Source organism: uncultured Oscillibacter sp. (assembly GCF_947654275.1).
Lineage (GTDB): Bacteria > Bacillota > Clostridia > Oscillospirales > Oscillospiraceae > Oscillibacter.
Genome location: NZ_CANTJS010000001.1, coordinates 49877 through 62980, shown reverse-complemented (window position 1 = coordinate 62980; position 13104 = coordinate 49877). Strand labels below are relative to the sequence as shown.

Below are 13104 nucleotides of genomic sequence, written 5' to 3'. Positions count from 1 at the left end.
GGGAGGAGGGCTGTACGCATAGAGCTGCGCCTTTCCCGGAGCATCTGCCGTCTGCCGTGGGGCGGGTTTCTGCTGGAGTTTTCCGCCTGCCCGCCGGAGGGGGGACGGGGCGGCAGGTGCAGACATTGAAAAATCCTCACCGGAGACCCGCGGGTCCGGTGAGGATGGGCAAACGGCGGGGACCGCGGCTTTTCGAACCCCGGGGGCCTGTCATTCGAATTCAAAGCCCAGACCGTGGTTCATCAGCGCGGTGGAGCATTGTCCCGGGTTTGTCACGTAGCTGCAGTGGGAGGTATAGCCGTCGGTGGAGCGCCAGCCGCAGGCCCCTGCGTTGAAAAATTTGCAGTAGCAGCGCTTCACGACGGGCTCCGCGGACCGGCGGGGGGCCGGCGCCTGGGCGGCTGAGGCGTCGATCATGTCCACCACCGTGCGAACCAGCATGGTGCAGGTCTCGTGAAACCGCTCCGGAAGCAGGCCGGAGTCCCGCACCTCCCTCAGCTGGGAAAGCACGCCCTGCCACTTGGCGGCGCTGCCGCTCTCGGTGAGAACCTGAAACATCAGATAGCCGAACTGTGCTTCGACTCTGGACTCCTTGAAATCCTCCTCCAGGGAGGCCGTATGAAAATAGTTTTTGGCAACCTCCGCGATGTCCGCCTTCTCCTCCTTGGTAAAGGAGCCGGTGGACCAGGCCTCCATCATCTGTCTGCCCAGGTACAGGCAGGCGGGGCGGCTTCCCAGCTCCGCGGCCTGCCACATCAATTCCTCGTCCACCGTCTGGTTCGCGATGGCCCGGCGGTAAAGCGCGTCGCCTTCCCGGCGGTTCTGCTCCGCCTCTTCCCTGCTCTTCCGCTCCGCCTCGGCGCGCGCCTGCTCCTCCTCCTGGGTTTTGCACTGCTTGGCATATGCGTCAAGAGCGTCTTCCCACTCAATCTTCCGGCGGACCCGGTAAAAAAGACCGCTTACCCACAAAAAGACCGCATAGGGGACGCCGTAGATCAGCGCCAGCAAGGCGATCATGAAGGACACCGAAGCAATCAGCGCCACAAGACCCTTTTCCGCCAGAGCGCCCGCCATCTCGTTCCGGTCCAGCAGGGTTGGCAGCAGAAGGATCAGGGCATAAAAGAGGGATATGAGGATGCAGACGGAGCTTTTCCGGTCCGGAAGCCTGGTCCCTGCTGCGGCGCAGCGCTTGCAAAGCGCGGCGGCCTGCTGGGATTCGCTGCCCTCCATGGGGACGGGGGATGTTTCGGAGCAGGCCAGTCCCACGGCCAGCGCGGTGAGGAGATGGACCGCTGCGGCAATCAGGACGGCGGCCAGTATGGAGAACAGGATGGCCTCTTGCGGAGAATACCCCTCCGGCAGGAAGGCGGCGCACAGGGTTTTCCAGGCGTCGCCCAGAAAGCGGAGCCGGGAGAAAACAGGCATTTCAATTGAGCCGGCGATGCCGTAGGCGGCGGACAGGGCGGCGGCGAAGAACGCGGCTCCGCTGGTAAGCCCGGCGCAGGTCCGCATGGACAGCAGCTTTTTCCGCCGGAGCTCCATCCGGCTGATTCTCCGCGCGTATTCACCCAAATTCTTCCTGTCAACGGATACGCTTTTTTTCATCATCTCATCTCCCCCGATGTGAGCATTCGACACTTTTTTCATTATACCGCTTTTGCCGCGCCTGTGCAAGCCAAACCGCCGCATGTTCCTTTTAAGGAATGCGCTGCCGGGATATCGCTTCGGCGGTTCCTGCAAAAGCGTATTGATATGACAGAAACGATGCGCTGTTACCCATTCGATAAACAGGAATTTCACGGCCCACCTTGGATAGGCTTTTTTCCATCTGTGATAACCGTTGAATCAGGGTTGAATGTCATCTGAACCAGTGGTATGCTTTTAGCTATGGCCAAGCGATAAATTCGGAATTTGAAACAGGAAAAGAGGTTGTGAGCATTGAAAAAGTACGAATATAAGATGGTTGAAGTAAAAGAGAAAATCGGACTGAATTTTTCAAAAAAAGTATCTGATGCGGAAAAGCAATGGAACGAATTGGGGATGGAGGGCTGGAAGTTTTGCACCTGGGGAAACGGTGTTATGATTTTTATAAGAGAAGTGGACGAATAAATTTCAGTTTATCGGGCAGCCGTCCGTCAGCAGGCGGCCGCCCGCTTTGGATTTTTTGGCGCGGGGCTTGACGAAGCGGGTTTTCGGGCCGGGGGAACAGGCCCGGCGGGAGGGGCGGAATTTTCCGGCGGGAGGAGCGGGATTTTCCGGCGGGAGGGTTCCCCTCAGAGATTTTACGGAGAAGGGCCGGGCTCTGTCCCGGCCCATCTCCCGTGAGCGCGGCGGCTCCCGGAGACAGGGCGGGACGGAGCCTGCCCCCTCCTTCTGAAAAAAGCGTGAATGGACCCCTCCTGTTCTGACAATTTTCTGGACAAACGCCTGAAAATATCGTATGCTATAGCTATAGCCGGCATGGCTGAACAGAATACAGCCGCCTGTTTCGGTGCGGCGGCCTGAAACGGCGCCGCTGGCCGCGGGCCCGCCGGAGCGGAGTTCCTCCCTTCCGGGGGGGCGGGGACGAACCAACAAAGGAGGGGACGGAATCTTGGAAGAATTCCTGAGAATGGAGCATGTCAGCAAACGCTTCGGAGACTTCTACGCCAACAAAGACATCAATCTCACCGTCAAAAAGGGCGAGGTTCTCACCCTGCTGGGGGAGAACGGCGCGGGCAAATCCACCCTGATGAACGTCTTGATCGGCCTCTACCAGCCCACGGAGGGCAGCATTTACCTGAACGGGCAGAAGGTCCGCATCGACTCCCCCGCCCAGGCGGTGAAGCTGGGCATCGGCATGGTGCACCAGCACTTTATGCTGGTGGAGGCCATGACGGTCTTCGAGAACATCATCCTGGGGGACCGGAACGCCAGGGGCGTCTTCATTGACCGGGAGGCCCGGAAAAAGGAGATTCTGGAGCTCTCCGCCCGGTACGGACTGGACGTGGAGCTGGACAAGCCCATTACGGAGATCGCCGTGGGCGCGCAGCAGCGGGTGGAGATTCTGAAAGCGCTGTACCGGGGAGCGGAGCTCCTGATTCTGGACGAGCCCTCTGCCGCCCTGACGGATATCGAGGTGGAAGGGCTGTTCAAGATTATGCGCAAGCTGACGGAGGAGGGCAAAAGCGTCATCTTCATCAGCCATAAAATGCGGGAGGTCCTGCACATCTCCGACCGCATCACCATCCTCCGGGCCGGCGAGGTGGTTACCACCCTGAAGCGGGAGGAGACCGACGGCCAGGCTCTGGCCAACCTGATGATCGGCCGGGAGCTGACCCCCTCTCAGTATGAGAAGGTGGAGCGGGCCGGGGACCCAGTCATTGAGCTCAGGGGGGTGGACTTCCAGAAAACCTCCAAGCACAACGGCCTCAACGGCGTTTCCCTCACCGTGGGCCGGGGGGAGATTGTGGGCATCGCCGGTGTGGACGGCAACGGACAGAGCCAGCTGGCCCAGGTGGTTACCGGCGTGCTGACCCCCGACGCCGGTTCCGTGGACATGAAGGGGTCCCGGGTGGCCCAGTTCACACCCAACGGCTTTATTTTGGAAAATGTCTCCCATATCCCGGAGGACCGGAACAAAATGGGCCTCATCGGGGAGATGACGGTGAAGGACAACATCGTCCTCAAGAGCACCGATGCCCCGGAGTTCTCCAGCGGCAAAGGCTTTGTCCTGAAGAAAAAGGCTATCCGGGACTATGCGCTGAAGATGCAGGAAAAATATGATATCCGCTGCGCCTCCATTGAGCAGGAGGCCCGGAACCTCTCCGGCGGCAATCAGCAGAAGGTGATTCTGGCCCGGGAGCTGGAGAACAATCCGGACCTGCTGGTGGCGGTCCATCCCACCCGGGGTCTGGACATCGGCGCCACCCGCTTCATCCACGATACCATGATTGAGGCCCGGGACCGGGGCTGCGGCGTGCTGCTGGTGTCCGCGGACTTCGACGAGATTCTGGAGGTTTCCGACCGCATCATTGTCATGTTCGAGGGGCAGGTTATGGGCGTCTATCCCGGGAAAAATCCTCCCATCGAGGAAATCAGCCTGGCTATGGCCGGGAAGTAAGGAGGGCAGACGCATGAAAAACAAGCTGGTCAATATCCTGGTGCCCCTGGTCTCCATTCTGCTGGCCTTTGTCATTGGCTGCGTGATTATGGCGGCCCTGGGAGCCAACCCCTTTGTGGCCCTTCAGTCCCTGTTCGCCGGCGCCTTCGGCAGCGCCCGGAACATCGGCACCACCCTGGCCCGGTCCACGCCCCTGATTTTTACGGGCCTGTGCGCCTGCTTCGCCTACCGCTGCGGCGTGTTCAACCTGGGCGGCGAAGGGCAGTTCATCATCGGTTCCATCGTCTGCTGCTTTGTCGCCACCCAGAGCGGCGTGGAGGGCCTGCCCGCCATTCTCCTCTGCCTGGTGCTGGGCGCTCTGGCCGGAGGACTGTGGGCGGCCATTCCCGGTCTCCTGAAAATTTACCGGGGCCAGAACGAAATGATTATCTCCATCATGCTCAACTATGTGGCGACGCTTCTGATGGGCGTGGTATACACCAACTGGCTCCGGGACGGCACCGTGCCCCAGACGGCCTCGGTGCCCGACGCCACCAAGCTCAGCCGCCTCTTCGGCCTGCGGGTGACCACGGCCTTTGTCATCGCCCTGGCCGCGGGATTCCTGATTTATTACTTCCTGTTCCACACCTCCAGGGGCTTCCAGCTCCGGGCGGTGGGCCTGAACATGACGGCGGCCCGGTTCAACGGCTTCGCCGTGAAAAAATACATCCTTATGAGCTTCATCGTCTCCGGGGCCATCGCCGGTCTGGGCGGCAGCGCGGAGCTGATGGGCACTCAGTACCGGCTCATCAACGGCTTTGCCGCGGGCTACGGCTTCGACGGCGTGGCCATGGCCCTCATCGGCCAGCTCCATCCCCTGGCGACGATTCTGGTGGCTGTTTTCTTCGCGGTGCTGCGGGTGGGCTCCACCACCATGCAGGCGGCCACCGGCGTGCCCACCAGCGTGTCCGATATCATTCAGGCCCTGGTAATCGTGTTCACCGTGGCGGGTCTGGCTATGGTGAAACTGCCCCAGTTCAAGGCGGCGGTGGCCCGGATGTTCTCAAAAAAGGAGGCGGCATAACATGGATGCTTCTTTCATCTCCAACCTGATTCTGGCCAGCGTCCGCATGGCCACGCCCCTGATTTTCCTGTCCCTGGCGGAGCTGTATTCCCAGCGGGCGGGCCTGGTCCACATCGGCCTGGAGGGTCTGGCGGCCATCGGCTCCCTGACGGGCTTCATGGTCAGCCTGATTACCGGCAGCCCCCTGCTGGGGGTGGCCGCCGGCGCGGCGGTGGGCATCCTTGTGAACATGATCTATGCCTATGCCACCATCAACCTCTGCGCCGAGCAGATTGTCTACGGCATGGCTATCAATATCTTTGCCCCGGCCCTGGCGGCGTTCATCTACCGGGTGTACTTCGGCGCGGGCAGCGAGCTGGTTCAGGTGGGCCTCATGACCACCCTCTCCGGCCTGCTGGGCATCACCTCCGAGAACTTCCTGGTGCGGCTGCTGCTGGACCAGACCCCCATGGTGTATCTGGCTTACGGTCTGGTCATCTTCACCGCCGTCTACTTCAACAAGACCAGGTCCGGCCTGAATTTCAAGGCCGTGGGCGAGTACCCCAAGGCCGCCGCCACCCTGGGCATCAGCGTGGTGGGCGTGAAGTACGCCGCCAGCGTCATCTGCGGCGCTCTGGCAGGCATCGGCGGGGCCTATCTCACCACCTGCTATTCCACCACCTACACCGACGGCAACGTGGCCGGCCGGGGCTTCATCGCTCTGGCGGCGGTGATTTTCGGCCGGTGGAGCGCCGGCGGCGTGCTGCTGGCCTGCCTGTTCTTCGGCTTCTGCGACGCCCTTCAGATCCGGCTCCAGGTGGGAAGCTACGGCATCCCCTATCAGTTCTTCCAGATGATTCCCTACATCGCCACGGTGGCGGTGCTGGCGGTCATCGGCGCGAAGAAGGCCGGCCCCAAGGGCGTGGGCAAGCCCTATCTGCGGGAGGAGCGCTGACCCTCAATCAGGAGTTAGGAATGAGGAATTAGGAATTTTCCAACATTGAAATCAGGCCTGCGGTCTGTTTTCATATAGAAGCACAAACGTGAACAAAATAAGGAGGATTTTCGGAATGAAAAAAGTACTTGCACTGATTCTGACCCTGGCTCTGGCGCTGAGCCTGGCCGCCTGCGGAGGCGGCAATTCCGGCGGCAGCTCCACCGGCACCGGCGGCGCGGCCCCTTCCGGCGGCGACTCCGGCAATGCCGGCGGCGATTCCGGCGGAAAGACCTACAAGGTTGCCATGATCTGCGACTCCAGCATCTCCGACGGCGGATGGGGCATGGCCTGCTACAACGCCATGATTGACGCCGCCGAAAAATACGGCTGGGAGACCGCCGTATCCGACAGCATTGCCCAGTCCGCCTACTATGACAACATCGTGTCCTTCTGCGACCTGGGCTATGACCTGATCTATGCCCCCGGCAACCAGTACACCGACGCCATTCTCCAGGCCGCCGAGGAGTACCCCGACATCGCCTTCGCCCTGCTGAACGGCGGCGCGGACACCCCGGACAAGGCCGCCAACAAAAATGTGACCTCTCTGCTCCCCGATTCCCAGCAGGTGGGCTGGATTGCCGGCATCCTGGCAGGCCTTATGACCGAGACCGGCAAGGTGGCCTTCATCGGCGGCATGGAAATCGACACCACCAAGGGCAAATATGCCGGCTTTGTGGAGTCCGCCGAGTACATCGGCCAGCAGGAGGGCAAAACCGTCGAGGCTCTGGATATCGTCTATTCCGGCGACTTCAGCGCCTCCGACAAGGGCATCGAGTTTGCCAAGGCCATGATGGACCAGGGCGCGGACGTCTTCTTTGGCGACGCCTCCGCCGTGGACTCCGGCGCGCGGCAGGCCATTGACGAGGCCAATGCCGCCAGCGGCTCCGTGAAGGTCTATGACATCGCTCAGCCCGGCGACTTCCTGGGCCAGAACGAGTGCATCATCGGCAGCCAGGTCACCGACAACTCCGGCCTGGTGGGCCTGTGCATGGAGGCCGTGGAGGCCGGCACCTTCGGCGGCGAGACCATCTACGGCACCATGCAGAACGGCGTTCTGTCCGTGGGCAAGCTCAGCGACCTGGTGCCCTCTGAGGTGCAGGACAAGTACAACAGCTATATCGACCAGGTGATGGACGGCACCTTTATGCAGTAACGTAAATCTTCTGCTGATATCCGGCAGGCCGCGATATAAGCGGCTGAAGCGCCGGAACCCAGACAGCAAGCCCCCTGCGGGAATTTCCCGCAGGGGGCTTTTGTGTTTTCTTCGTTTTTCGCTTTTCTGTTTTGTCTCCGGAGAGTGGCGGGGCCTCACATGGGCAGCCGCGAGAGATACCGGCGCACCAGGTCGAAGGCGTGGTTGGCCGCCAGACCCTGGATGCGGTCCCTCCGGCGGCGTCCGAAATCCAGGGGGCGGCAGAAGGTCCCTTCAGGCGTGGACAGGCCGATGTAAACGATGCCCACCGGGACGCCCCGCTCGTCGGGGTCCGGTCCGGCGGAGCCGGTGACGGAGACGCCGAGGTCCGCTCCGGTGATTTGGCGGACGCCCTCCGCCATGGACCGGGCGCATGCCTCCGATACGGGGCCGGGGCCGTCCAGAATCTCCTGGGGGACATGGAGGATATCCGCCTTTGTGCTGGTCCAGTAGCTGACCACGCCGCCCCGGCAGACCCTGGAGGCTCCGGGAATGGCGGTCATTTTCTCCGCCACAAGACCGCCGGTGCAGCTCTCGGCGGTGGCAAGGGTCAGGCCCCTGTCCTTCAAAAGCGCCAGACAGACCTCCGGCAGGTCCTTCACATCCACGCCATAGACGATGTCCCCCAGAAGGTCCAGGACCTCCGCGACCACCGGGACCAGCATGGCTTCCGCCTCTGCCCGGGTGGGGGCCTTGGCCGTGGCCCGGAGGCGGACCTCGCAGGGCTTGGCATAGGTAGCCAGGGTGGGGTTGGTCATGCGGGCCATTTTCTCGTGTAGGAGTTCATCCACAGAGGACTCGCCCATGCCGAAGGTCATGATGTCCCGGGAGACGATGACCTCGTGGGACAGCCTGCGCAGATAGGGCTCTACGTGGCGGCGGAGCATGGTTTCCATCTCGTGGGGCGGGCCGGGGAGCATGAGGACGTGAACGCCCTCCGACTCAAAGGCGCAGCCGGGGGCGGTGCCCACGGGGTTGTCGAAGACCGTGCAGCCCTCGGGGAGCTCCGCCTGCCGGGTGTTGTTCTCCGGCATGGGGACGTGGAGGGCGGACTCATAAAAGGCCCGGATGTCCTCCAGAATGTCCGGGTGGAGGACCAGGGGCTTTCCGAAGGCGGCGCAGATGGTCTGCTTGGTGAGATCATCGTAAGTAGGGCCCAGGCCCCCGGTGGTGATGATGATGTCCGCCCGGCGGCGGGCGATGTCCAGGGCCTCCCGGAGGCGGTCCGGGTTGTCGCCTACGACGGTGTGCCAGAAGACGTTGACGCCCAGGGCGGACAGGCTCTGGCTGAGGGTCTGGGCGTTGGTGTTGGCGATGTTGCCAAGGAGCAGCTCGGTGCCTACGGCGATGAGCTCGGCGGTGTGTGACATAAGCGTTCCTTTCTGATGGCCAGGAAAGACTTAAAAATTTAAAAGGGAGTCGCAACGAAGAGCAAGCGCCTTGCAGAGAGCTTTGTAAAAAGTTGAATCGCAGCCGCCATGATGTTCGCTTTCAAAAAAAGTATGAATGATTTCACGGTTCTGTATGAAATCCACCTTTGCTTTCTCCAGAGAGGCCTCTCTTTTTATAAGTTTTTCTTCTTTATCCTGTAGCTTTTTGGCAGCCTTTTTTGGCTTTTCGTTGTGCGCAGCTTTTTCAAACTTCTGCTCTGCTTGTATTACCCCTGCCTCCGCTTCCTGCACTTTCTGTGTTTTGCGATAGATTTCATCCAGCTTATCGGCCATGCGGAGGATGGCGGCCTCCGCCGCGTATTCCGGACAGGGGGCGAACCGCCGGGTCTTATGGGCGGTGATGATTTCGTCCAGGGCAAAGAAACCGGCGCTGTCCTCAGGACCGTAGGGGCCGCAGACTGTCTTGATGGCGCTGGCAGCCAGACGGTGATGGTATTTGTTGCTGTCGAATTTGGCGATATCATGAAGAAGGGCGGCGGCGTAAAGCATGGTTTCATTGAGCCCCGGTTTGGGGTTAGACTCTGTGAGTACTGCTGCGATGTCCCGACAGAAGGCGAGAACCCGCAGGCTGTGAATTTGCTTCTTTTCGATTTTCTCTTTCAAATCCTCCAGTTCCTCTGCTGTTTTCGCCTTTTTCTCATGGTTTATATGTTTTTGTTCTTCCCGCTTCAGCAGGGCGGCGTAGTAGTTTTCCAGCATACTGCGGCAGTTCAGCTCGTTCCAGTCAATCATGAAAACACCCCTTATTCTGTGTTTGTGGTTGCTTACCTCAGGGCTTCACCCAGACCCATTCCTCCCCCTCCAGGGACCGGGCCACCAGGGCCTCCACATCCAGTTTGGCCTCGGCCTTCCGCACGTCCTCCAGATGGGGACGGGTGGCGGGATGCCGGGGGGTGAAGACGGTGCAGCAGTCCTCATAGGGGAGGATGGAAGTATCGTAGGTGCCGATGCGCTGGGCGGTGTGGATGATCTCCACCTTGTCCATGCCGATGAGGGGCCGGAGCACCGGCAGGGTAGTGACGTCCTCGGTGACCCCCAGGGCCATCATGGTCTGACTGGCCACCTGGCCCAGGGACTCGCCGGTAATCAGGGCCCTGGCCCCCGCCCGTCTGGCAATGGCCTCCGCCAGGCGCATCATGAAGCGCCGCATAATCAGAGTGAAATACTCCTCGGGACAGTTCTTCCGGATTTCCTCCTGAATTTCCGTGAAGGGGACGATGTGGACCCGGAGGCGGCCGCAGTAGGCCGTCAGCAGCCGGGCCAGCTCCAGCACCTTGTCCTGAGCCTGCCGGGAGGTATAGGGCGGGGAGACAAAATGGACCATCTCCAGCTCCACGCCCCGGCGTGCCATCATCCAGGAGGATACGGGGCTGTCCAGTCCGCCGGAGAGCAGACTGACGGCGTGGCCCCCCATGCCCACCGGCAGGCCACCCGCTCCGGGGAGGGCGGGGGCGTGGACATAGGCGTATTTCTCACGAACCTCCACGAACACCGTCAGGTCCGGGTTGTGCACGTCTACGGCGACATGGGGGAAGGCCTCCGCCAGCTCGCCTCCCACCGCCTGGGAGACCTGAATGGAATTCATGGGAAAGCTCTTGTCCGCCCGCTTGCTCTCCACCTTGAAGCTCTTCGAGGCGGCGAACTGGTCCGCCAGGTAGCTCCTGGCAGTCTCCGCAATGGCCTCCACCGTCTTCTCACAGGGGACGGCCCGGGCCACGGAGACCACGCCGAAGACCTGCCGGGCGGCGGCGTAAGCCGCTTCCATATCGCAGTTGTCCCCGGTGGGCTCCACATAGATGGTGCTCTGGCGGATGTAGACCTGGAAGCTGCCGCAGCTTTTCAGACGGCGGGCCGTGTTGGCAACCAGCCGGTCTTCAAAGGAACGGCGGTTCTGGCCCTTCAGGACCACTTCCCCCAGCTTTAAGAGTAACATTTCCTTGTCGTTCATGAAGGTTCCTCCGTGAAATCAATAGTTGACAGGGGCATTATACTCTTTTTTTCCTGCCGTGGAAAGTGGGAAAGGGGAAAAATCCGTGAAATCCTTTGAAACCGCCCTCTACAGATCGCCCCGAAGCAGGAAGAGCTGGAGAACCTTTTCCGCCAGCCGCAGCTCCCGGGCGGTACAGCGGCCCAGCAGAGCCTGAACGGGGGCGGGGTCCGCCGGTTCCTCCTCCCGGCCAAAGAGGATGTATTCCAGGGAGAGGCGGGAGGCCTTAGAAATCTTTATCAGGGTGTCAATGGACATCTGAGAGGTGCCCACCTCGATCTGTCCGTAGTACCCGGCTCCGATATCCGCCAGCTCCGCGAACTGCTCCCGGGTCAGCCCCAGACGGCTCCGCTGCTGGCGCAGGCGGTGCCCCATGTCGACGCGTTCCTGCTTTGTCATTGTATGTCACGTTCCTTTCTGTCTCTTTTGTTCCAGTCTATTCCCGGTTCCTGCGATGCAAAATATGCAAAAAGATATTGATTTTTGTTATCTTTTAGCGTATCCTGCAAGTATGAAAAACCTTGAATCCGTTGCGCCGCAGTGGATTCAAGGAATCTGGCAGATTCGATGTCTGAAGCCCATAAGTGTAACAAACAGCCTGTGCTGAAACTTGCCTGTTTTCCGCGGTTACGAGGAAAACAAGGCGTTTTTTGCTTTATGGGGAAGGCAGAAAATTTGCTATACAACTGTAACAAAAAGGGAGGAGCCATGCAGGATTATGTCGTGAACCGCCCTGACGAAGGGGCCATGAACCGCATCCTTGCGGCCCATGCGGAGGACGCCGCCGGGGCCATTCTGCGTCTGGCGTGGCAGGCGGGACTGCTGCGGGAGGAAATCCAGGGGCTGACCTGGGAGCGGGTGGATTTTCTGGACCGGAAAATTGTTCTGGCGGACCGGAGCGTCCCCATTTCCGATGAGCTGGCGGAGTGGCTTCAGAGGCTGCGGGACAGCCGGGACCGGCGGCAGGAGCACGTGGTGCTGTCCGATCGGGACCGGAAGCCCCTGACGCCCCAGTCCATTTCCCGGCTGGCCCGGACCGCCCTGGACCGGGAGGGGCAGACCGCCGTCCGGCTCATTGATCTGCGGAACGACTTCGTCCTGCGGCAGCTGGAGACCCACGACTGGCAGTATGTCTCCCGGATTACCGGCGTGGAAGCGGCGGGCCTGAATGTCCACTTTGGCCGGCATCTGGAGGAAAAGCGGGTGTCCACCCGGATTCGCCGGGAAGCGCCGGCCCGGATTGACGAGTTTGCCCTGTGGAAGCTGCTGCGGGCGGAGGGAACCAGCCCGGCCGGCGTGGCCCTGTGGCTGACCTGGCAGGCGGGCCTGCAGCTGGAGGAGATTGTGGCTCTGCGGTGGGAGCAGGCGGAGCTGGACCGGGGGCTGCTGCGTCTGGAGGACCGGAGGGTCCCCCTGACCGGCGGCGTTCTGGGGGCGCTGGAGGCGCTGCGGGAGTTGGAGCCGGATACGGAATGGGTGCTGACCTCCCCCAGGAGCCGCCAGCCCTATGACCGGACCCGGCTGTCCAAGCTGGTTCGGGCGGCGCTGATCCGGGCGGGGCTGGACGACGTGACCCTCCGGGATCTGCGCATGGACTGCGGCCTCCGCTCCGGCGGAGAGGGCCGGATTCTGGAGCTGGTCCGGAAGCGCCGCGCCGTCACCCGGAACGACGTGTGCGCGCTGCTGGAGGTCTCCCGGACCACTGCTTACAACCGCCTCAGGCAGATGGTGAAGCGGGGCAGGCTCACCCAGGTGGGGAACCGCTACTACCTTCCCGAGGCCGTGGTGCCGCCGGAGAAGCAGGCGGAGGCCATTCTGGACTATCTGGAGCGGGAGGGCTTCGCCTACCGGCAGGACATCGCGAGGCTGCTGGGCATTGAGCCGGGACAGTGCCGCCCGGTGCTGCAAAAGCTGCTGGCGTCGGGGCGGATTTGCCAGGAGCGGCAGCGCTACTTATTGAATAAGAGCGCCGGCGAGGCCTGAGCAGGCTGGCGGCAGACGGCCCCTCCGGACCCGCCCCGGCGGCGGAGGGGCCGCCCTCCGGCTGCGGCGGAGCGCCGCGGTTTGGCCCGGCAAAATCGGAACTTTGTTACCGCTGTTTAACCCATAACGGCAATAAAAACAGGCCGTTTATCAAACAAATTACAAGTCCGGCGAATTCATAGACAAACGGATTCGGGGCTGTTACATTAGGCTTGCGAAGGGCGGATGGCCCGGCCAAGGAAGCCTGTTCCAGGATTGATGTGGGATCGGCTAGCCCCGACACGAACCCTGGAAGGGGGACTGCGGCACGGAACATTTGACCGCTTCGTAATTTTAGAAGGAGGAATGTC

General features: G+C 61.5%; 11 protein-coding genes. 6 read left to right on the top strand and 5 right to left on the bottom strand.

Features of this window, described 5'->3' with window-relative positions; genetic code table 11:
- Nucleotides 1-210: 210 nt before the first annotated feature.
- Nucleotides 211-1572, bottom strand: coding sequence for a hypothetical protein (locus tag Q0063_RS00265; protein ID WP_297869955.1), 1362 nt, complete (start codon nucleotides 1570-1572; stop codon nucleotides 211-213).
- Between the two features lie 366 nt (nucleotides 1573-1938).
- Between Q0063_RS00265 and Q0063_RS00260 the strand changes: the two genes are divergently transcribed.
- The 5 genes from Q0063_RS00260 (at nucleotide 1939) to Q0063_RS00240 (ending at nucleotide 7294) form a co-directional block, all read left to right on the top strand.
- Nucleotides 1939-2109, top strand: coding sequence for a DUF4177 domain-containing protein (locus Q0063_RS00260; RefSeq protein WP_297869954.1), 171 nt, complete (start codon nucleotides 1939-1941; stop codon nucleotides 2107-2109).
- A 484-nt stretch (nucleotides 2110-2593) separates the two neighbouring features.
- Nucleotides 2594-4102 carry an ABC transporter ATP-binding protein gene (locus Q0063_RS00255; RefSeq protein WP_297869953.1) on the top strand — a complete coding sequence of 503 codons (1509 nt, stop codon included), beginning with the start codon at nucleotides 2594-2596 and terminating at the stop codon, nucleotides 4100-4102.
- A gap of 13 nt (nucleotides 4103-4115) precedes the next feature.
- A complete protein-coding gene (locus Q0063_RS00250; RefSeq protein ID WP_297869952.1) occupies nucleotides 4116-5165 on the top strand; it encodes an ABC transporter permease in 1050 nt (349 codons plus the stop codon).
- 1 nt (nucleotide 5166) lies between these two features.
- Nucleotides 5167-6099, top strand: a complete 933-nt coding sequence (locus Q0063_RS00245; RefSeq protein WP_297869951.1) for an ABC transporter permease — start codon at nucleotides 5167-5169, stop codon at nucleotides 6097-6099.
- Nucleotides 6100-6214: 115 nt separating this feature from the next.
- Nucleotides 6215-7294 carry a BMP family protein gene (locus tag Q0063_RS00240; RefSeq protein ID WP_297869950.1) on the top strand — a complete coding sequence of 360 codons (1080 nt, stop codon included), beginning with the start codon at nucleotides 6215-6217 and terminating at the stop codon, nucleotides 7292-7294.
- Nucleotides 7295-7449: 155 nt separating this feature from the next.
- Here Q0063_RS00240 and Q0063_RS00235 read toward each other — a convergent pair whose 3' ends face one another.
- The 4 genes from Q0063_RS00235 to Q0063_RS00220 all read right to left on the bottom strand — a co-directional run bounded on the left by Q0063_RS00235 (nucleotide 7450) and on the right by Q0063_RS00220 (nucleotide 11170).
- The gene (locus Q0063_RS00235) at nucleotides 7450-8703 is read right to left on the bottom strand and encodes a competence/damage-inducible protein A (RefSeq protein ID WP_297869949.1); all 1254 of its coding nucleotides are present in this window, start codon (nucleotides 8701-8703) and stop codon (nucleotides 7450-7452) included.
- A 30-nt stretch (nucleotides 8704-8733) separates the two neighbouring features.
- The gene (locus Q0063_RS00230) at nucleotides 8734-9516 is read right to left on the bottom strand and encodes an HD domain-containing protein (protein WP_297869948.1); all 783 of its coding nucleotides are present in this window, start codon (nucleotides 9514-9516) and stop codon (nucleotides 8734-8736) included.
- A 37-nt stretch (nucleotides 9517-9553) separates the two neighbouring features.
- Complete coding sequence (gene thiI, locus Q0063_RS00225; RefSeq protein ID WP_297869947.1) at nucleotides 9554-10732, bottom strand: tRNA uracil 4-sulfurtransferase ThiI; 1179 nt, start codon at nucleotides 10730-10732, stop codon at nucleotides 9554-9556.
- Between the two features lie 108 nt (nucleotides 10733-10840).
- A complete protein-coding gene (locus Q0063_RS00220) occupies nucleotides 10841-11170 on the bottom strand; it encodes a helix-turn-helix domain-containing protein (RefSeq protein WP_297869946.1) in 330 nt (109 codons plus the stop codon).
- Nucleotides 11171-11479: 309 nt separating this feature from the next.
- On the opposite strand from Q0063_RS00220, the gene Q0063_RS00215 reads away from it, so the two are divergent.
- On the top strand, nucleotides 11480-12754 hold the full coding sequence (locus tag Q0063_RS00215; protein WP_297869945.1) for a tyrosine-type recombinase/integrase: 1275 nt from the start codon (nucleotides 11480-11482) through the stop codon (nucleotides 12752-12754).
- Nucleotides 12755-13104: the final 350 nt, after the last annotated feature.

Bases quoted from the DNA above. Each gene is read 5' to 3' on its own strand.
- Q0063_RS00235 (WP_297869949.1), bottom strand. From the start codon at position 8,703: ATGTCACACACCGCCGAGCTCATCGCCGTAGGCACCGAGCTGCTCCTT.
- Q0063_RS00230 (WP_297869948.1), bottom strand. From the start codon at position 9,516: ATGATTGACTGGAACGAGCTGAACTGCCGCAGTATGCTGGAAAACTAC.
- Q0063_RS00215 (WP_297869945.1), top strand. From the start codon at position 11,480: ATGCAGGATTATGTCGTGAACCGCCCTGACGAAGGGGCCATGAACCGC.
- Q0063_RS00240 (WP_297869950.1), top strand. From the start codon at position 6,215: ATGAAAAAAGTACTTGCACTGATTCTGACCCTGGCTCTGGCGCTGAGC.
- Q0063_RS00220 (WP_297869946.1), bottom strand. From the start codon at position 11,170: ATGACAAAGCAGGAACGCGTCGACATGGGGCACCGCCTGCGCCAGCAG.
- thiI (WP_297869947.1), bottom strand. From the start codon at position 10,732: ATGAACGACAAGGAAATGTTACTCTTAAAGCTGGGGGAAGTGGTCCTG.
- Q0063_RS00250 (WP_297869952.1), top strand. From the start codon at position 4,116: ATGAAAAACAAGCTGGTCAATATCCTGGTGCCCCTGGTCTCCATTCTG.
- Q0063_RS00245 (WP_297869951.1), top strand. From the start codon at position 5,167: ATGGATGCTTCTTTCATCTCCAACCTGATTCTGGCCAGCGTCCGCATG.